This is a genomic window from Caproicibacter fermentans (assembly GCF_009746625.1).
Lineage (GTDB): Bacteria > Bacillota > Clostridia > Oscillospirales > Acutalibacteraceae > Caproicibacter > Caproicibacter fermentans.
Genome location: NZ_VWXL01000047.1, coordinates 53,657 through 70,837 on the forward strand (window position 1 = coordinate 53,657; position 17,181 = coordinate 70,837).

Annotated in this window: 19 protein-coding genes; 6 read left to right on the forward strand and 13 right to left on the reverse strand. The window is 54.1% G+C overall.

Annotated features, from left to right (window positions below):
• Window positions 1-25 precede the first annotated feature (25 nt).
• The 8 genes from CAFE_RS07015 to CAFE_RS07050 all read right to left on the reverse strand — a co-directional run bounded on the left by CAFE_RS07015 (window position 26) and on the right by CAFE_RS07050 (window position 6,664).
• Window positions 26-487: an eL24 family ribosomal protein gene (locus CAFE_RS07015; RefSeq protein ID WP_066648783.1), complete on the reverse strand. Its 462-nt coding sequence runs from the start codon at window positions 485-487 to the stop codon at window positions 26-28.
• Window positions 484-2,214, reverse strand: coding sequence for a phosphoenolpyruvate--protein phosphotransferase (gene ptsP, locus CAFE_RS07020; RefSeq protein WP_166525088.1), 1,731 nt, complete (start codon window positions 2,212-2,214; stop codon window positions 484-486). The genes CAFE_RS07015 and ptsP overlap by 4 nt, the downstream gene beginning before the upstream one ends.
• Before the next feature lie 16 nt (window positions 2,215-2,230).
• Window positions 2,231-2,875 (reverse strand): L-fuculose-phosphate aldolase, encoded by a 645-nt coding sequence (locus tag CAFE_RS07025; RefSeq protein ID WP_066648787.1) that lies wholly within the window; start codon window positions 2,873-2,875, stop codon window positions 2,231-2,233.
• Window positions 2,876-2,891: 16 nt separating this feature from the next.
• Window positions 2,892-3,980 carry a 2-hydroxyacid dehydrogenase gene (locus CAFE_RS07030; protein ID WP_066649139.1) on the reverse strand — a complete coding sequence of 363 codons (1,089 nt, stop codon included), beginning with the start codon at window positions 3,978-3,980 and terminating at the stop codon, window positions 2,892-2,894.
• 106 nt (window positions 3,981-4,086) lie between these two features.
• Window positions 4,087-5,505 (reverse strand): PTS galactitol transporter subunit IIC, encoded by a 1,419-nt coding sequence (locus tag CAFE_RS07035; protein ID WP_066648793.1) that lies wholly within the window; start codon window positions 5,503-5,505, stop codon window positions 4,087-4,089.
• A gap of 97 nt (window positions 5,506-5,602) precedes the next feature.
• Complete coding sequence (locus tag CAFE_RS07040; RefSeq protein WP_066648796.1) at window positions 5,603-5,899, reverse strand: PTS sugar transporter subunit IIB; 297 nt, start codon at window positions 5,897-5,899, stop codon at window positions 5,603-5,605.
• A gap of 33 nt (window positions 5,900-5,932) precedes the next feature.
• Window positions 5,933-6,388 carry a PTS sugar transporter subunit IIA gene (locus tag CAFE_RS07045; protein ID WP_066648804.1) on the reverse strand — a complete coding sequence of 152 codons (456 nt, stop codon included), beginning with the start codon at window positions 6,386-6,388 and terminating at the stop codon, window positions 5,933-5,935.
• Between the two features lie 15 nt (window positions 6,389-6,403).
• On the reverse strand, window positions 6,404-6,664 hold the full coding sequence (locus tag CAFE_RS07050; protein WP_066648811.1) for an HPr family phosphocarrier protein: 261 nt from the start codon (window positions 6,662-6,664) through the stop codon (window positions 6,404-6,406).
• Between the two features lie 118 nt (window positions 6,665-6,782).
• Between CAFE_RS07050 and CAFE_RS07055 the strand changes: the two genes are divergently transcribed.
• On the forward strand, window positions 6,783-7,733 hold the full coding sequence (locus CAFE_RS07055) for a sugar-binding transcriptional regulator (protein ID WP_066648813.1): 951 nt from the start codon (window positions 6,783-6,785) through the stop codon (window positions 7,731-7,733).
• Between the two features lie 54 nt (window positions 7,734-7,787).
• Here the strand turns inward: CAFE_RS07055 and CAFE_RS07060 are convergent, their stop codons facing one another.
• A complete protein-coding gene (locus CAFE_RS07060; RefSeq protein WP_156990194.1) occupies window positions 7,788-8,840 on the reverse strand; it encodes a zinc-binding dehydrogenase in 1,053 nt (350 codons plus the stop codon).
• A gap of 347 nt (window positions 8,841-9,187) precedes the next feature.
• Between CAFE_RS07060 and CAFE_RS07065 the strand changes: the two genes are divergently transcribed.
• From CAFE_RS07065 to CAFE_RS07080, 4 genes are read left to right on the forward strand one after another with little or no spacing between them, the layout of a single operon-like run.
• A complete protein-coding gene (locus tag CAFE_RS07065; RefSeq protein ID WP_066648825.1) occupies window positions 9,188-10,090 on the forward strand; it encodes a transketolase in 903 nt (300 codons plus the stop codon).
• A gap of 22 nt (window positions 10,091-10,112) precedes the next feature.
• On the forward strand, window positions 10,113-11,102 hold the full coding sequence (locus CAFE_RS07070; protein WP_156990195.1) for a transketolase family protein: 990 nt from the start codon (window positions 10,113-10,115) through the stop codon (window positions 11,100-11,102).
• 3 nt (window positions 11,103-11,105) lie between these two features.
• On the forward strand, window positions 11,106-11,771 hold the full coding sequence (locus tag CAFE_RS07075; protein ID WP_156990196.1) for an HAD family hydrolase: 666 nt from the start codon (window positions 11,106-11,108) through the stop codon (window positions 11,769-11,771).
• Between the two features lie 11 nt (window positions 11,772-11,782).
• Window positions 11,783-12,457 carry a class II aldolase/adducin family protein gene (locus CAFE_RS07080; RefSeq protein WP_156990197.1) on the forward strand — a complete coding sequence of 225 codons (675 nt, stop codon included), beginning with the start codon at window positions 11,783-11,785 and terminating at the stop codon, window positions 12,455-12,457.
• Between the two features lie 201 nt (window positions 12,458-12,658).
• Here CAFE_RS07080 and CAFE_RS07085 read toward each other — a convergent pair whose 3' ends face one another.
• The 4 genes from CAFE_RS07085 to CAFE_RS07100 all read right to left on the reverse strand — a co-directional run bounded on the left by CAFE_RS07085 (window position 12,659) and on the right by CAFE_RS07100 (window position 14,938).
• Window positions 12,659-13,225 carry an NUDIX hydrolase gene (locus CAFE_RS07085; protein ID WP_156990198.1) on the reverse strand — a complete coding sequence of 189 codons (567 nt, stop codon included), beginning with the start codon at window positions 13,223-13,225 and terminating at the stop codon, window positions 12,659-12,661.
• Between the two features lie 52 nt (window positions 13,226-13,277).
• Entirely contained in the window at window positions 13,278-14,147 is an 870-nt protein-coding gene (locus tag CAFE_RS07090) for a radical SAM protein (protein ID WP_156990199.1), read from the reverse strand.
• 18 nt (window positions 14,148-14,165) lie between these two features.
• The gene (locus CAFE_RS20645; RefSeq protein WP_139104139.1) at window positions 14,166-14,297 is read right to left on the reverse strand and encodes a DUF4186 family protein; all 132 of its coding nucleotides are present in this window, start codon (window positions 14,295-14,297) and stop codon (window positions 14,166-14,168) included.
• A gap of 86 nt (window positions 14,298-14,383) precedes the next feature.
• Window positions 14,384-14,938 carry a TetR/AcrR family transcriptional regulator gene (locus CAFE_RS07100; protein WP_066648842.1) on the reverse strand — a complete coding sequence of 185 codons (555 nt, stop codon included), beginning with the start codon at window positions 14,936-14,938 and terminating at the stop codon, window positions 14,384-14,386.
• A 225-nt stretch (window positions 14,939-15,163) separates the two neighbouring features.
• Between CAFE_RS07100 and CAFE_RS07105 the strand changes: the two genes are divergently transcribed.
• On the forward strand, window positions 15,164-16,969 hold the full coding sequence (locus CAFE_RS07105) for an oleate hydratase (protein ID WP_066648844.1): 1,806 nt from the start codon (window positions 15,164-15,166) through the stop codon (window positions 16,967-16,969).
• Window positions 16,970-17,181 lie beyond the last annotated feature (212 nt).

Here is a 17,181-nt window from a genome sequence, read left to right on the forward strand (position 1 = left end):
AAGACGGTAAAAGCCCCCGCTTCTTTCAGTGGGCCAGGAGCAGGAAAAGAAGACCCAAAACACTCAGCAAGGCCCCCACCGCGCGGGTGATCACAGTCACCCGTTGAATCGGGCAGCTCAAAAATGTCTCAAACGTCGTAATCGGGTACGGAAAGGCCAAAAATCCAATTCCGGCAAGAAGGATGCTGCCGTACATAAAGAGATTCGATGCCCCCATGGCGCTGATGATAATCCCGGCCGCACAGAGAAGAAGAGTCAGATACAACCAGACTTTTTTCCGCTTATCCAGCAGGACATAACGCTCGGTTGCCTCTTTGCAGGAGGCACAGCACGTATGGAATCTGCGGCTTTTAACTGTCGCTTCAAACGGTTCGCCGCCCGCTTCGAGGGGCTTCCCGCAGTAGACGCAGCGTTCGCCCCGCACGGATTCGATTTTTTTACTTTGGACTGCCGCCGCCCGCTTTTTCCCTGCCCGTTTTCCACTCATAGTCCAAGCTCCCCGAGAATTCCCGAAAGCTCCTGTTTGGCTTCCGGAATGCTTCCGGAAGCGAGAAGCTTTTCCGTCCTCTCTTCCATTTCCTTTTTGGACACCTGCCCGACGATATATTTGGTCCGCCCGACCAGCGGCGGAGCCACCGAAAGCTCATCCACGCCCAAGGCGCACCAAAGCGGAATCAGGCGGGGCTCCGAAGCCGTCTCTCCGCAGATTCCGACTTGCACGCCGTTCGCGTGCGCGTTCCGGCAGACCATCCGGATCGACCGCAGCACGGACAGGTTGCAGCTGTCATACAGATACTGAACTTTTTCGTTCATCCGGTCCGTCGCCGTGGTATACTGAATCAGATCGTTTGAGCCAATGGAAAAAAACGACACATGCTTCGCAAGAATATCCGAGAGCAGTACCGCGGCCGGCGTTTCCACCATGATGCCGACCGGGATGTCTCTTCGATAGGCAATTTGGCGTCCGTCCAGTTCTCTCTTGGCGGCCTCCAGCTGTGATTTCGCCTGAAGCAGCTCCTCCAGGTTCACAATCATTGGGAACATGATTTTCACGTTTCCATACACGCCGGCCCGCAGAATGGCGCGCAGCTGCGTTTGAAAAAGCTCCGGCCTGGAAAGGCAGATCCGAATGGCGCGGAACCCCAGAAACGGGTTGCTTTCTTTGGGAAGGTCCATATAATCCAGCTGCTTGTCGCCGCCGATATCCAGCGTGCGGATAATCAGTTCCTTTCCGCCCGCCTTTTCCGCCATGCCGCGGTAGACTTCAAACTGGAATTCTTCGGACGGGTAATCCTTTTGCCCCATATAGAGGAACTCCGTGCGGAACAGCCCTACGCCGTCGCACTCATCGGCGTTGAACGTCTCTATGCTCTCTTTATCGCCGGAATTAACATCCACGCGCACGGAAAAGCCGTCGCGGGTACGAGCGGGTTTCGCACGGCATTCCGCGTATAAAGATTCCCGAAGCCCCGCCTTTTTTTGTTTTGCGAGAAAACCCTGCCTGCCGGCTGCGTCCGGCGAAAGGACCACCGTGCCGGAGCCGCCGTCGGCCAGCACTTCGTCTCCGTTTTGAACCTCCGAAAGCATGGGGCCCGTTCCCACAATCGCCGGAATTCCAAGCAGCTTGGCCAGAATCACGGTATGGGACGTCACGCCGCCCTTTTCTGTCACCATGCCTTTCAGACGCGCGCGGTCCAGGCGGACGGTATCGGCAGGAGTCAGATCTTCGGCAAACACGATCAAGTCGTCCCCGCCGGCTTCGGCAATCGGGTCCGCGGCGCCGGCGCCCTGCAGCTCCGCCGTAACCTCCCTGCAGACGTTGTTGATGTCGTCCTTTCTGGTTTTCAAATAGGGATCGTCCAAACCGTCCAAAACAGATTCCGTTTCCGAACGCTTCTGTTCGATCGCCCAGGAGGCGTCGACGCGCTCCGTGCGAATTTTTTCCTTGATCTCATCAAAAAACACGTCGTCCGACGCTATTTCCCGGTAAGCCTCAAAAATAGCGGCCTCCTGTTCGCCGTGCTCCCGGCGGGCGCGTTCCGCCAAAAGCCCCAAAGAGCGGACGTAACGCGAACGCGCGGATTCAAGCGCGGTTATTTCCGCTTCGGGATCTTCAATCTTCTTTTTATCGGTCGGAATTACCGTCCGCGAAAAAACCACGGCATGTCCGGCCGCATATCCGGAAGCACCGGCCAGGCCCTTGATGACTTTCATAAAATTATCTCCCTTGTTATCTCTGACGGTATGACTGAAACGCTCCCAAAACATTCTTCATATCCTTGTCGGTCAGGTTGACGCCGCCGCCCGCAACTCTGGTGTTGTAATACAGCTGAGCGACAAATTCCGTCTGCTGCGCAACATCCAGCGCGTAAGTGAGGCTGCTTCCCACGGCGAGAAGGCCGTGGTTGCCGAGCAGGCACGCATAATGATCGTTCCCCATGGCCTGCAGAGCCGCCACGGCCAGCTCGTAGGTTCCGAACTGTACATACGGGATGCACGGGACATCCGGCCCCGCATAGGCAACCTCATAGTGAATCGGCTCGATTTTCCAGTGCAGGCAGGCCAGCGTGGTCGCGTAAACGGAGTGCGTATGAATCACGGCATTGACGCCCGGCCTCTTCTGGTAGAAAATTCGGTGCATGTCGTATTCGCTCGAAGGCTTCGCTTCGCCGTCTACCTTTTCTCCGTCGGGCGTCAGCACAACCACATCCTCCGGGTCGATCTGAAAATAGTCCATTCCGGACGGGCTGATCGCCATCAGCTTTTCCTTCGGACTATATACGCTGACGTTTCCAAACGTGCCTACGGTAAGGCCCAGCTCCACCAGCTTCTTTCCAAACTCCACAACCTGCTCGCGTTCCTCTTTTAAAATCATGTCAAAATCCTCCTAATCAGTCCGAAAAAATTTCTTTGTAATTTACAATTCTGTCTTTCAGTCCCTGCGTCAGGATTTTATCGACCGTTCGCATGAGAAGAAATGGGGAATTTGGAATCGCGTCAACGGTAGCGCCGGCAATGTGGGGGGTAATCACCACATTGTCCAATCCGGCAAATCCATCCTCCGGGGTCAGCGGCTCCCGGTCAAACACGTCAAGGGCCGCGCCCGCAATGGCATGGCGGCGCAGAGCGTCGATCAGGTCGGCCTGGTTGACTATTCCTCCCCGGGCCGTGTTGATCAGATAGGAGCTCGGCTTCATCAGTGAAAAGCAGCTTTGATCAATTATGCCTCGCGTCTCCGGCGTCAGGCGCAGATGCAGGCTCACCAGATCGGCAAGCCGAAACACATCCTCTTTCGTCTCTACGATTGTAACATCTCCCAAACCATTGCGCTTCATGCGGTCCCGGTCCAGATAATCGTCCTGTACGATCAATGGAACTTCCAGCGCTTTTAAACGGATTGCAAGCTCCATCCCCACATTTCCCAGTCCGACCAGACCGACGGTCAGGCTGCCGAGCGTGGAGACAAACCCGGAGTTCGGAAATTCCTTAAGCCACTCTCCCTCCATCAGCCGATGATGGGAAGACGCGATGTTGCGCGTCATTGCAAGCATCAAGCCGAGTGCGAATTCCGCGACGGGCACCGCGTTCCGGATTACGTTGATCACCGGGATTTTCCGCTCGCCGGCCGCCTTTACGTCGATGTGTTCCATTCCGCCCCGGCAGGTCAGTACGGCCCGAAGCTTCGGTGCCCGGTCAATCAGCCCGCGCGGCACAGGGCTGAAATGAGTCATCAGCACGGTGCAGTCCTTCAGCAGGGGAGCAAGGCCCTCCGCCCAGGGTTCCGCTTCCGGTCCGTTTTTCTCAAGATTCATCTGGCGGGCGGCAAAGTCGTCTTTATCCTCATTTCCCCAGAAAACGCGCGATACCTCCGCCGCGTTAACCCGCGAGGCGCGGACAGCGCGCTCCATCGTCTCCGGCCGGACAAAAGCATCGCCGACGACAACTATGTTCTGTGGTTCGCTTTTCAAAAAATCAAGCATTTCCCTCTCCTTAAAAAAGGGCCGCTGTCCTTTCCTGCAACAGCGGCCGCGGATCTGTTTTGGAACTTGCGATTGCTGCAGGGCCTTCTGTTTCAGCAAATCGTGCTCAGGTCTGGGAAACTTCCGGAATGGCTCCGTAATTTTCCAGCCAGTCCACCACACGGTCCTTATTCTTACGGAACAGATAGTAAAGAACAAAGTACAGGATAATCACGCCGCCGATGATCACCGGGTTCCGGGACAGGAACGCGTAAAACAGACCCGCGATCAGGGGATGGCACATGATTCCGAAGCTCATGATGTACACGCCGGCCTGCGGCAGCTCAAAGCCCGCTGCAATCGCAACCTGCGTAAAGGTGGGAGCCAGCTGCGAGGCAACAATCAGGCCGAGGCTGAACCAAATGGCGCCGGAAAGCAGGCTTTTGGCGATGTTGCCGTGAGAAACGCAGACAAACACCTCAACCATGTAAGGCAGCGCGACCAGATCAAGCATCGGCAGGATGGTGTTGCCCGGCAGGACAAACGCCAGCAGCAGCATAATGGGCATCAGCAGAATGCCGGTCACCAGCGTGTTCGGCTCGCCGTAGCCGGCGGCGTCGTTGACGGAAAGATACCAGACGCGTCCCTGCCCGCTCTTCGCAGCCTTGGACTTATAGGCGTCTGTCAGCGAGGTGAACGCGGAAGCGAAAATCCCGCCGACTTTCGGGAAAACCGCCATAACCGCCGCAGTTGAAACCGCGGAGGAGGTGATGACGCCCCATGAGGCCAGCTGATTCAAAGCGCTGAGATTCCCCAATACGCCGATGAGTGCGCCGATCACCAGGCCGATGAACATCGGCTCGCCCAGGAGGCCGAACCGTCTTTGAATGGAAGCCGCGTTGAGCTTGATTTTGTTAAAACCGAGCTTCCCGAGAAACCAGTTCATGAAAAGGGCAAACGGCACCGCTTCCATATGGTGCGGAGCAGTCATACAGCAGTTCGGGTACTGATAGTGATTCGACCAGCGCTTGGCGACCACTTCGCTGAAAAGCAGAATGTACAGCAGCTGCACGACCATGCAGGTCAGCGCAAGCCACATGTTTTTCGTCAGGGCATAAAGCATGGAGCCCCATACCATGAACGAATAGTTGTTCCATAAGTCGGAAGCCATGAATATGTCCGTCCATTTACTGAAAAAGAGCACAAGCTGGATTACAATGGCGATTCCGATGAAGATCAGGCCGACGCTGGTGGAATAAGCAATCACAGAGGTGGACTGCCACCCGGTGTCCAGCGCGGGAAGGTTTACATGCGAGTTTTTTACCATGGAATTGACGACAGGAGTAATGATGTTCCCATAACTGCTGATGACCAGATTGAACCCGGTCAGTCCAACCGCGCAGAGAAGAGCCGAGTTAAAGGCTTTTTTCCCTTTTACTCCCATGCCGATCGCAATGACAAACAAAATGACAGGAACAAAGACACCCGCCCCGAACGTAGAAAAAACGTCGCTCATGCCTTTAAAGAAATTATCCAATACAAACATCCCCCTTGATTTTGTCACGCCGTCCAACGGCTTTCCGTATTTTTTTAATCCCTTTGGATTTCTTTATAAATTCATACTCTCCGCGCAGAAGGATTGCTTATTCCTTCTCTAAAATTTTCAAGCAGTCCTGCAGCACCTGATCTTCCGAAAGGCCGGTCAGCATGCCGACCGCGTTTACCTTTGGGACCCCGAACTCCTGATAGACGGGGCTGACACAGGCCATCAGGGAAAATCCTCCCGAGGCCAAAGCCGTTTCGGCGGAGTTTGGGCTGCATTCCGTCGCCTCAACAGCATAGCCGTAGTCGGCAAGCTTTTCCTTCAGCTTGTTCGCGACCATCGCGGAGCTGACAGTCCCCGAACCGCAGACGCAAAGAATCTTTACATGTTTTGCCATTGCATTTACCTCCTTGAATTTCATCTCTTCGTTTTACCCGATATGGCGTTTCGCCGCCTGATAAAGGGATTCCCTGTCGCCGGCCGCCTTAAATTCGGCGACGGCCGCTTCGTCGGTAAAAACCTTCATCACCTTTTGCAGGGTTTCCAGCTGGGCATCCGGATTTTGAATCGCCATCATGAACAAAAGCTCCGCCTGAACTTCCGTTTCCGGATCGCCCATGTGCGCGAACTGAACCGGATGTGCCAGCTTGGCCACGCATACCGCTGGCGTGTTGACGTGAACGCCCGCGGTATGCGGCATTGCCACGGCAAGATTTTTCAGCTGCAAGCCCGTCGGAAACTCCTTTTCACGTGCGGCCACCGCGTCAACGTAGGTGTCTTTGACAAATCCCTTCCGGAAAAGAAAACGCCCAACCTGACGGATCGCGTCCTCCGCGTCCGCGGCATCAACGCCGCAGACAACCAGATCTTCGTAAATTGCCCGCATGTCCAGGTCATCTCCTTAATCAGTAAGATTTTCGATCAGCGAAACGATTTGCATACACACGGCCTCTTCGTTTTCCCCCTCCACTTCAACGGTGACCGCGGTCCCCTGTTTGATTCCGGCGGACAGGATGGAAATGATGCTTTTGGGATTCACGCGGTTCGTTCCGCAGACCAGCGCGATATTATCGGAAAACTTTTTGCAGAGCTGCGTCATTTGTGAAGCCGGCCTTGCGTGCAGACCCGTTGGATTTTTTACGGCTGTTTCATACCGATACATGTCTCTCGTCTCCATTCCGAAATGATTTATTGAATAGTCCTTTTGAGATCGTCAAGATTATGGTATACTGCTATCAGAATATCTTTACCGATTTTAACAAAGGAGTGTATTCTTCCCAATGGAAGATAAAACCGACCTTCTGGTGCGTGCCGCCGAACTTTATTATGAACAGAAACTGAATCAAATTGATATTGCGAAAATTTTGAATACTTCCCGGCCAACGGTATCCCGCCTTCTGGAGGAAGCGAAGGATGCCGGAATCGTGGAAATTATTGTTCACAGCCCGGTGCGAAAAAACGCGAAGCTCTCGTTCGACCTGCGGAACACGTTCGGTCTGCGGGAAGCGATTGTGGTTAACGGCTCCTACGAATACCACAAGGCACTGCGCAGGTGCTGCGAGGCGGCCAGCCATTTTTTTAACACCATTATGGAGAACAACAAGGTCATCGGCATTTCCTGGGGCGCCGCGCCGCAGTACCTCTGCGATCTGATCGAACGGAAGGACTACTACAACGTTCACGTGGTCCAAATGGTCGGCTGCCTCGGCACCGGGAATCCCAACATCGACGGGATCGAGCTGGCTCTCCGGATTTCCAAGCGGCTTGGAGGCACTTATTCCAACATTTACGCCCCGATTTACGTCGGCAGCAAAACCGTACACTCCTATTTGATCAAAGAGCCTCAGATCGAGGCAACCCTGAACCAGGCCAACCATGTCGACATCATCCTGACCGGAATCGGATCGTTCGACTCCGGCACCACGCTGCAGCAGTCCGGCTATTTCACCGATCAGGACCGCATGAACATCATCGGGAAAGGGGCCGTGGGGCACCTGCTGGCGCGCCCTTATGACCGGAACGGAAGCCCGATCGATATGGAGCCGGAGGGCCGTTACACCATCGGGGCGCCGCTGGACGCCATGCATGCCGCCGAGTGGTCCGTCGGCATCAGCGCGGCTGCGTTTAAGGCGGAGGCGGTGCTTGGGGCCATCCGGGGAAAATACATCAACGTCCTTGTCGCAGACGAAGCGCTTGCCGTTCGCATGCTGGAGCTTGCCCGCGGAAATTAGCCGTTCCCAAAACAAAACAGAAAATGTTGCGCAGAGGCTTTTGCCTCTGCCTTTTTATTTGTCCTCCAGGTCGGCGTTGCAGGAAATTACGGCCTTCACTCCCTCTCCGCGCATCGACGTCTCGAACCCCTCCCTCCAATTCTCCAGGGTGACGATTTTCGTCACGATTTTTTCCGGGACAACCGTGTGGGCCGCAAGCAGCTGAATGGAAGTTCTCCAGGAACTCGGCTTCTGACTGCGGGAACCGACATAGTTGATCTCCTTGTGCAGAATCAAATCCGTCCAGATCTGCTCCTTTGACTGCGGAAAAACACCCATCTGAATCACTTTGCCCTTTCGGCGCGTAATTTCCAGCGCCTTGTTGGCTGCCGGCACCGCTCCGGAACATTCAAAGGAAATATCCGCCCCTTCGCCTCCGGTCATCTGGCCGATGACCTGCGCCAGGTCCTCCTTCATCTGGTCGACCGCGCGGTCCGCGCCGTTGTCCAGCGCGATCTGGAAGCGCTCCCGGTCCGAGCTCAACCCGGCCACGACAACCGTCGCTCCCCTTGCCTTGCAAACCTGCGCCACCATCTGGCCGATGGCGCCGACACCGAAAATGCAGACGACGTCGCCCTTTTGCACATCTCCCTTTTCAATGCCGGCATGAACACCGCAGGCCAGCGGCTCGGTCAGCGCCGCCGAAAGCAGGGAGACACCTTCCGGCACGATGTGGATGCTCTCTTCGCGGCTGACCACATACTCCGCCATGCTGCCGTTGATCTGGGTGCCGATGCCCCTGCGGTGAGAACAGAGGTTGTAATCCCCGGAAAGGCAGTAGGAGCAGTGGCCGCAGGTGGAAAACGTCGTCTCGCTTGTCACACGATTCCCGACTTTGATTTTTTTCACCTCCGGCCCCACCGCGGTGACGATTCCTGAAAACTCGTGTCCCAGGACCACCGGCGGCTTTGTGCTGGAGTAAGTTCCTTTGAACGCGTGAAGGTCCGTCCCGCAGATTCCGGAATAGGCAACCTTGATTTTCACCAGATCACCGGTCGCCTCCGGTTCCGGGATTTCCTCATAAATCATGTTATCGTAGCCAGTCGAGCTTTTTACAACTGCTTTCATGCTTGAAATTCCTCCTGTTTTTTCCGCCATTCGTGCTCAAGAATTAAATTATGTTCATACCAATGAATCTTTTTACAATTCTACTTTACTCAATTTTTGATAAAATGTCAACTGTTTTTTGATATTCTGCACATTTTAATCGTTTTATTTAAATATATTTTAGGGATTTATCAAATATTATGTATTGACATATGTTCATTTATATGAAATAATTATTATACCGTCTGGGTCATGTCCCGTTACCCGGTCAGGCCAGCACGGCAACAAGCGGCTTGCTTAGAAAGCCCTGCCCAGCTTTTTCCGTCTAAACATTCCTACGGAGTTAGAGTCGAAAGGAGATCTGTATTATGCCGGACAAAAAATTTTCCAACGAGGAGATTGCCCGCGCAGCCACCAACGTGCGCAAGCACATTCTCAGCCTGGCGATCGAGCGCGGGGGCTGCTACCTCACACAGGCCTGCTCTTCCGCAGAAATCGTCACCACTCTCTACATGAACATCCTGAACATCGGGCCAAGCCTCGGGAATCCGGACGCCCAGCCGTTTCCGGGAGTTCCTTCGGCGCAAAACATGGACTACCCGAAGGGTTCTCTCTACAATGGAGAACAAACGCCGGATCGGGACCGCCTGTTCGTTTCCTGCTGCCATTACGCCTCCGTCATCTACTGCGCACTGGCGGAATGCGGACGCATTTCACAAGCCGCCATCGACAAATTCAACGCGGACGGCTGGAATATGGAAATGATCGGAGCGGAACACTCCCCGGGTTTTGAAAACACGGCGGGGTCCCTGGGGCAGACGGTTTCCATTGCAGCGGGCACAGCCCACGCGTACAAGTTGAAGGGAAACGCCGGAAAAATCTACTGCATGCTCTCCGACGGAGAACTGGAAGAAGGACAGGACTGGGAATGCTTCCAGGCCGCCGCCTATTATCATCTGGACAATTTCATCGTTTACGCGGACATCAACCATCAGCAGGTGGAAGGCTGGACCAAGGACGTGATGAACACGGAGCCGCTGACCGACCGCATGAAGGCGTTCGGCTGGGAAGCGGTGCAGATTAACGGCCACGATATTGAAGCTTTGGAACAAGCGGCGCAGACCCCGCATCCGGGAAAGCCGCTGATGGTTCTCTGCGACACCGACCCCGCGCAGGGGATTCCTCCGCTGAAATCCCTTGTCCCGAAGCATTTTGTCAGAATTCCGAAAGACCGCCGGGAAGAGTTCATCTCTTTCTGCGAGCAGATGTAACGAAAGGGTGAGGTGAAAAGCAATGAAAATTGAAGTGAATACGCATTCCAAAAACATGATTCGTCTTGCCAAAGAGCACCCGGAGGTCGTCGTGATGTCTGCGGACCTGGGAACCTCCTGTGAAATCAAGGAATTCCACGAGGTTTTCCCAGACCGCTATTTTTCCATGGGCATCGCGGAGCAGAACATGTGCTCCTGGGCCGCCGGTATGGCGCGCGAAGGTTTCCGTCCGTTCCTGCACACGTTTTCGGTCTTTCTGTACCGCCGCATCCTCGACCAGCTGGAAATGAGCGTGGCCTACCCGAATCTTCCCGTGGTTTTTGTCGGCTTTGTCCCGGGAATCACCACGCCGGGCGGCGTGACGCATCAGTCCACAAATGATGTGGGCGTGCTGCGCACGGTTCCAAACCTCGCCATCTTCGACATTGGGGACGCGACGGAGATCGAGGGGGTTCTCGACCTCGCCTACAGCTACAACGGTCCCGTGTTTATCCGGATGCTCCGCAAGGAAGTCCCCCGTTTCTTCCCGGCGGACGAGCCGATCCGCTTCAACCACGCCCGCATTCTTTCAGAGGGAACAGACATTACACTGCTCTCTTCTTCTGTCTGCACGGAGGAAGCTCTGCGCGCGACCGCCGCGCTCCGGGAAAAAGGAGTTTCCATCCGGCACCTGCATGTCTCCACGCTGAAGCCCTTCACGGACCCGCAAGTAGTGGAAGCGTGCCAAAAGGCAAAATACGGCGTCGTCACCATTGAAAACGGAACCGTGATCGGCGGTCTGGGCTCTGCGGTCGCAGACGTGATGGCCGAGCACGGAATCGGCAAAAAGCTGGTGAAGGTCGGCCTGCAGGACACCTACGCGCACGGCGCTTCAAAAATGTACCTGCTCAAAAAATACCAGATGGATGCCATGACGCTAATCGGCGCGGTCGAAAACCTGATGGGAAAATCCTTCGAAATCAGCGAAAAAGGCCTTGAGGAAATTCGCTTCGAGGATTTCTCCGCGGTATAAGGAATGTTCAGGGCCTGTATTTTCGACCTTGACGGAACCCTGCTGGACACTCTCCCGACCCTGTGCCGCTGCTGCAACGCTTCGCTCGCGCACTTCGGCCTGAGTCCGGTTTCCGCCGAACAGTGCCGCGGCCTGTGCCGCCTGCCAATCGCGGAATTTTATCCCCGCCTGCTGCTGCTGGGCGGCTGCCCGTCCGACCGGGCTGCGGAACTGCTGGAGCCGATTCGCCGATATGATTTGCAGACTTACCTGAAAGACCCCTGCGCGCTGACGCGCCCGTTTCCCGGCATTCCGAAGCTGCTCCATGAGCTCCGGCGCCGCGGAACGGCAACGGCCGTGCTCACCAACAAACCGGCGCCGCTGGCCGAACAGGTCATCTCTTCCTTTTTCCCCGGACTTCTGAATTCGGTCGCGGGCCAGACACCCGACACGATTTCTAAGCCGGACCCGCGTTCGCTGCTGCATTTGATTCAATTCCTCGGCCTGAGTCGGGAGGAGTGCCTGTTCGTCGGCGACACCGACGTGGATATGAGGACAGCGCGGGCTGCGGGCGTGCCCTTGGCTGCCGTTGCCTGGGGTTACCAGGACCCGCGCTCCCTTTCCGCGTATGAGCCTGACTGGATTGTGCGCTCTCCTGAGGAACTGTTGCCCCTTTTTATAAAAGATTGAGGAGGTTTACTATGTTTGAATCAGAAAAAATGGAAATTATCAAGGCCGGCATGAGTCTGGACCGCTACGGGCTGATTTCTCTCGCGGGAGGCAATTTAAGTCTCCGCCAGCCATCCGGCGAAATCCTGGTTACGCCGTCCGGAATGATCTATGAGGACATGAAGGCGGAAGACGTGATCGTGATGAACCCGGACGGAACAGTCATCGAGGGCGGCCGCAAGCCGTCATCGGACACAGCCGCCATTCTGTACATTTTTAATCACAGGCCGGATGTGAACGCGGTCATCCACACGCATCAGCCTTACGCTACGGCAATCGGCCTGATTCAGGACGAATTCCACGCCGACCTTACAACTTTGGGCAACGCCTGCGGCGGCAACGTCTCGGTGGCCCCTTACAGCTCCCCCGGCAGCGAGCAGATGGGCATCGACACCGTCCAATTTTTGGGCGACGGCCACGCGGTTATTTTGGCGCACCACGGAGTCATGACGACCGGAGATTCCATGAAGCAGGCGCTCAACGCCGCGGTTTATCTGGAAGAGTGCGCCAAAGGCTATCTTGCCGCACGCGCAGTCGGCCCGATTCGTCATCTGACCGACGCGCAGATCAAGCAGACCGTGGAAATCTACAAGTTTGTCGGTCAGGCTCACGGTGAAATTCCGAAGGAACTTCTCGGGCGCGTCTGACCAACCCCAGACAGAGCCGCCCTGAAATAAAGCAATAACCCATGCGCAGACAGCACCGTTTGCGCATGGGTTATCTTTTTATAAAAACATATGAGAAATTCCGGTTTTCGTACCTTTGGCATCGCCCTGCTCCTTAAAAGCAGAGGCTGCCTCCCGGGTTTTCCAGCTGTCCCTCGGCACAGGCGGCCGGGAAGAGGGGGTTCAGCGTTCTTTTCCGGGCTCCGTGCAACAGACTTTTTGAATCATTTCCAATTCCTCCATCCGAATGCAATGAGGAGCCTTGTTGTTTTTCACCAGATCAACACAGGCGCCCCAGTTCATCCACACCACCGAATCAACTTCAGATTTCTGTAAAACAAGCTCTCCGTCCCCCGGATTTTTCCAGAGCGCATATACATTACTGACCTGATTGTCCCGGAATTCACGGCCGTGAAACAGCCCGCGGTACTCGAACCGGCGGCATCCGCAATAAATCAGTTCCTTTTCATCGGCGTTTACTCCAAGCTCTTCCTTTAATTCTCTCAACGCCGACTGCAAAAAACCGTCTCCGGCGGGAATATGCCCTGCGCTCGAAATGTCGTAGCACCCGGGATACGAGTCCTTATTAATGCTTCTTTTCTGAAGAAGAACCTGCCTTTTTCCCTCCCGCATCCTCAGGATCCACACGTGAGAGGTACGATGGCGAACGCCAAGCCGGTGAGCGGCTTCGCGTGATACCGTCTCGCCCGTTGGGTTCCCGTCTTCATCCACAATGTCCAGAAATTCCATTTTCTCTTCTTCCTCCAGACAGGACTTTGGGAAATTCCCGTCCTTTTCAATCTTAAAGTCGGCGCCGGTTTTCCCTGCGAAACAATTTTTCTCTTCTTACCTCATCAAGCTCGTTCAGCATCATGGGAATATCGCGATTTAACGTTCCCTTCAGCATCACATAATTCGACGCATGATTTGCCCGGAAAACAGTACCCTCCGAGTTCACATTCCGTAAGAACAATTCCATTTCGGTTACAACCTCTTCGGGAGTTAACAGTTCCAGTTTCCCCTCTTCGATATCCCGCAGAACCGGCGCGCCCTTCTCCAGCATCAACGTCAGGAACCCAACATAGTCGGGGTTCATCCGGCTGATTAAGTCTGCCGATCCTATGGCGTGTTCGCTCAGCCTCTCCTTCCCTCCCAGACCTGAAATCAGCGTGACGGAAGACTGAATTCCCGCGGATTTCAGCCTTTGCCCGGCTTCAATGATTTCCTCTCTGGTTGCGCCCTTTTCCATTTGGCGCAGGACCCGGGCGTCCCCCGACTCCGCCCCAAGATAAACCATCGACAGGCCCTCCTGCCGGAGCATTTTCAGTTCCGCAGGCGAATGCCTCAGAATATCCTTCGGAGTTCCATAGGATGTAACGGACCTCAGTCGGGGAAACAGTCCCCGACTAAAAGCAAGCAATTCCATCAGCCTTTGGCCGGACAGCACCAAAGCGTCCCCGTCGGCCAAAAACACTTTTTCGATTTGATCTCCGTATTGCTCACGGGCTTCGCAAAAGTCCCGCCTGATGTCTTCCATGCTTCGGATTTTGAATTCCTTGTCCCGATACATCGTGCAAAAACGGCAGCGGTTGTGGGAACAGCCGGTCGTAACCTGCACAATCAGGCTTCGCGCCTCGCTTGGCGGCCGGTATATAACTCCCGCGTATGTCATATTTTTCTCTCCTATATTCTAATGAATCAAACGGCAGGGATTCTGTTTTTCCTTAAAATTTCCCTGCCGGCTTTCGTTCCACTCGGTTCCTTCCGGTATGCGATGCCACTTGAAGAGGCATTTTCGGCAGCAGCAGGCACACGCATGCATCGGACCGAAATTTTGAGGTCTGATGCTTGATCGGCGCCTGTTCCGTCCGCAAATAAACCGCCTCCGCCGAAGCTAGCCGACAGACGTCAGGTGGCGTATTGCTTCAGCACCTTTTGAAAATCCCCTTTTACCAGGACGGCAACCTGCTCGGCTATTTCCTCAGGATCCTCTTTCATTCCCGTACGGACCCAGTCGATTCCCATTGCAACAACGGCAAGGCTGTAAAAATGCGCGATAAACTCCTTATGTCTCTTTTCAACATTCAAGCCTTTCGCCTGTTCCTCGACAACCGGAAAGATCACCTGATACAGAACCTTGTACATAAATGTCTCCAGATATTCGCGGCTGATGGAACGGTAGGTATTCAAAACAAGGTTTTTGTTCTCCTTCATTCTTTGCAGGACCCTGCAATAACCCTGCTGCCAGGTGTCGATATCCCGGTTATTGGCAAGAGCCGCGGAAGCTTCTTCAATAAAAATCCATTCCACAAGGGCGTAAATATCCGAAAAATGATAGTAAAACGCTTGGCGGGTTACGCCGCAGTCCTCCACAATATCCTTCACGGTAATATGGTCGAGCGTCTTTTTTTCAAGCATCTTTTTCAGGGAATCCGCAAAAACTTCCTTCGCATTTTTCAGCATGTTATCATCTGCCTTTGATTGTTGGAGTAGGAACTTATTTACCATATAATACTTTTTTTACATTGATATGAACAAAAAATTTTTCCTTTTACAGACGAAAGGATCTGTAAAAATCTCTTGACACATGAAACCGTCTGTCAATTCCTCTCCGGCGGTCCCAGTGTTATACTTTGATCGTAATGAGGGTTCACCCCTCAGAATTTACACGAAAAGGAGCTGTCATGTATGAACATTTACTCAACCATGTATCGGCCGAAAAAACCGGAAGGCATTGAAAAGCAAAAGGCCTACATCGTCGGCGGAGGCCTGGCCGGACTGGCGGCGGCGGCATTCCTGATTGACGACGCCGGCATGCCCGGAGAAAACATCACGATCTTGGAAAAACGCGACGATGTGGGCGGCAGCATGGACGGCATGCGAAACGAATTCGGTTACCTGTGCCGCGGCGAGCGTGAGATGGAACCGTACATGGAATGCCTCTGGTATCTGTACAGTAAAATCCCCTCTCTGGAAAACAAGGGACGCACGGTGCTGGACGACATTGTGGATTTCAACCGTGACGAGCCGATTCACTCCGAATGCCGTGTGATTCTGAACCGGGGCGAACGGTACAGCAAGGTTCATGATTACCGCTTCTCCCCCAAGGACATGGCCGACATGCAGCGTTTTCTCAGCCTGCCCGAGTCGGCTCTGGAAGACAAGAAGATTGCAGACTTCTTTGACGAATCTTTCTTTCACAGCAGCTGCTGGATCAACTTTCACAGCTGCCTTGCGTTTAAGACCTACCACAGCGCGCTGGAATGCCAGCGGTATTTTCAGCGTTTTGCCCTGGAAGTCCGCCACGAATACCTTGAGGGAATTATTCACACGAAGTACTGCGAATATGACGCCATGATCCGCCCCCTGATGACCTGGCTCTGCGACAAGGGCGTGAAAACGGCTTACGGCTGCTGGGTGTACGACCTTGAGATGGACGACGCCTGCAACACTGCAAAAGCCCTATTGCTCCGCCAAAACGGAGAGGAGTCCGTCATCCGTCTTGACGATCGGGATCTGGTTCTGATCACAAACGGCTCAATGACAACCAACAGCGCCTTTGGCGACAACAAAACAGTCGCTCCAATCAACCGCGATACCGCCGACCTCGGAGCCTTTACGCTCTGGCAGAATCTTGCCAAAAAGAATGAGAAATTCGGGCATCCGGAAAAATTCATCGGCCAGATCGACAAGACAAAATGGGTTTCGTTCATGCCCACCATCAAGGGCTACCCGGAGCTTGTCAGCAGAATCGAGAAAATGACCGGCAGCAAGGCCGGAACCGGCGGCGCAATCACAATTTTGGATTCCAACTGGGATATGTCCTTCGAGCTGCACCACAATCCGTTCTTCCTTGACCAGAAGGATGACGAACAGGTCATGTGGGGATACGGCTGCTACGGTGAAAACGTGGGCAACTATGTGAAAAAGCCCATGTGCGAATGCACCGGCGAGGAAATCATGACAGAGCTTCTCTATCATTTGAATATGCTCGACATCAAGGACGAAGTACTGTCCCATTCCTATATCTCCACCTGTATGATGCCGTATATCACCAGCCAGTTCATGCCAAGAAAGGTTTCGGACCGCCCGAAGAATGTTCCGGACGGCTGCACAAACATCGGTTTTCTGGGACAGTATGTCGAAGTACCCGAGGATGTTGTTTTTACGGTTGAAATGTCGGTCCGCACCGGATTGGGAGCTGTCTATCAGCTCACAGGCATCGAAAAGGATATGCTGGAAGTTTACCCGTCGAAATACGACATTCGTTACACCGTCGAGCGCCTGAAAAAGTTTGCCGGAAAAACCGCCGCCGAAAAGCTGTCGGAGGACGACGTCCCGGCTTTAAAAAATCTTGACGGTGAACAGCTGCGGCAAATGGCGATTGCCCTGCTCAATTCCTATCCGCCGTATTACCGTATGTACCTTGGCCGCGATCAGACGGTTCCGCTGAAAGAGTCCGTCCTGCATCCCGAGGCTCCGCTCAGCAAATAAAGAAATCTTAATCTTACTCCCGCGCCCGCATTCCTGAGCTTTCCTGAATGCGGGCGCTTTTCATTTTCTCCCGCCTTTCCCGTTCCGGTTTTATGAATTTTAATATGTTATCCTCCGGAATTATGCTATAATAATTTTATCAACTCTTCGGCCTGCGGAGCGGACCAGCCTGCTGCGTTAAAAAGGCGGAATTGAAAAAGTATCAAAGGTGG

What these genes read in the sequence shown, in the direction of transcription:
- CAFE_RS07015 (WP_066648783.1), bottom strand. Translation starts at nt 487, where the DNA reads ATGAGTGGAAAACGGGCAGGGAAAAAGCGGGCGGCGGCAGTCCAAAGT.
- ptsP (WP_166525088.1), bottom strand. Translation starts at nt 2,214, where the DNA reads ATGAAAGTCATCAAGGGCCTGGCCGGTGCTTCCGGATATGCGGCCGGA.
- CAFE_RS07025 (WP_066648787.1), bottom strand. Translation starts at nt 2,875, where the DNA reads ATGATTTTAAAAGAGGAACGCGAGCAGGTTGTGGAGTTTGGAAAGAAG.
- CAFE_RS07030 (WP_066649139.1), bottom strand. Translation starts at nt 3,980, where the DNA reads ATGCTTGATTTTTTGAAAAGCGAACCACAGAACATAGTTGTCGTCGGC.
- CAFE_RS07035 (WP_066648793.1), bottom strand. Translation starts at nt 5,505, where the DNA reads ATGTTTGTATTGGATAATTTCTTTAAAGGCATGAGCGACGTTTTTTCT.
- CAFE_RS07040 (WP_066648796.1), bottom strand. Translation starts at nt 5,899, where the DNA reads ATGGCAAAACATGTAAAGATTCTTTGCGTCTGCGGTTCGGGGACTGTC.
- CAFE_RS07045 (WP_066648804.1), bottom strand. Translation starts at nt 6,388, where the DNA reads ATGCGGGCAATTTACGAAGATCTGGTTGTCTGCGGCGTTGATGCCGCG.
- CAFE_RS07050 (WP_066648811.1), bottom strand. Translation starts at nt 6,664, where the DNA reads ATGTATCGGTATGAAACAGCCGTAAAAAATCCAACGGGTCTGCACGCA.
- CAFE_RS07055 (WP_066648813.1), top strand. Translation starts at nt 6,783, where the DNA reads ATGGAAGATAAAACCGACCTTCTGGTGCGTGCCGCCGAACTTTATTAT.
- CAFE_RS07060 (WP_156990194.1), bottom strand. Translation starts at nt 8,840, where the DNA reads ATGAAAGCAGTTGTAAAAAGCTCGACTGGCTACGATAACATGATTTAT.
- CAFE_RS07065 (WP_066648825.1), top strand. Translation starts at nt 9,188, where the DNA reads ATGCCGGACAAAAAATTTTCCAACGAGGAGATTGCCCGCGCAGCCACC.
- CAFE_RS07070 (WP_156990195.1), top strand. Translation starts at nt 10,113, where the DNA reads ATGAAAATTGAAGTGAATACGCATTCCAAAAACATGATTCGTCTTGCC.
- CAFE_RS07075 (WP_156990196.1), top strand. Translation starts at nt 11,106, where the DNA reads ATGTTCAGGGCCTGTATTTTCGACCTTGACGGAACCCTGCTGGACACT.
- CAFE_RS07080 (WP_156990197.1), top strand. Translation starts at nt 11,783, where the DNA reads ATGTTTGAATCAGAAAAAATGGAAATTATCAAGGCCGGCATGAGTCTG.
- CAFE_RS07085 (WP_156990198.1), bottom strand. Translation starts at nt 13,225, where the DNA reads ATGGAATTTCTGGACATTGTGGATGAAGACGGGAACCCAACGGGCGAG.
- CAFE_RS07090 (WP_156990199.1), bottom strand. Translation starts at nt 14,147, where the DNA reads ATGACATACGCGGGAGTTATATACCGGCCGCCAAGCGAGGCGCGAAGC.
- CAFE_RS20645 (WP_139104139.1), bottom strand. Translation starts at nt 14,297, where the DNA reads ATGCATGCGTGTGCCTGCTGCTGCCGAAAATGCCTCTTCAAGTGGCAT.
- CAFE_RS07100 (WP_066648842.1), bottom strand. Translation starts at nt 14,938, where the DNA reads ATGCTGAAAAATGCGAAGGAAGTTTTTGCGGATTCCCTGAAAAAGATG.
- CAFE_RS07105 (WP_066648844.1), top strand. Translation starts at nt 15,164, where the DNA reads ATGAACATTTACTCAACCATGTATCGGCCGAAAAAACCGGAAGGCATT.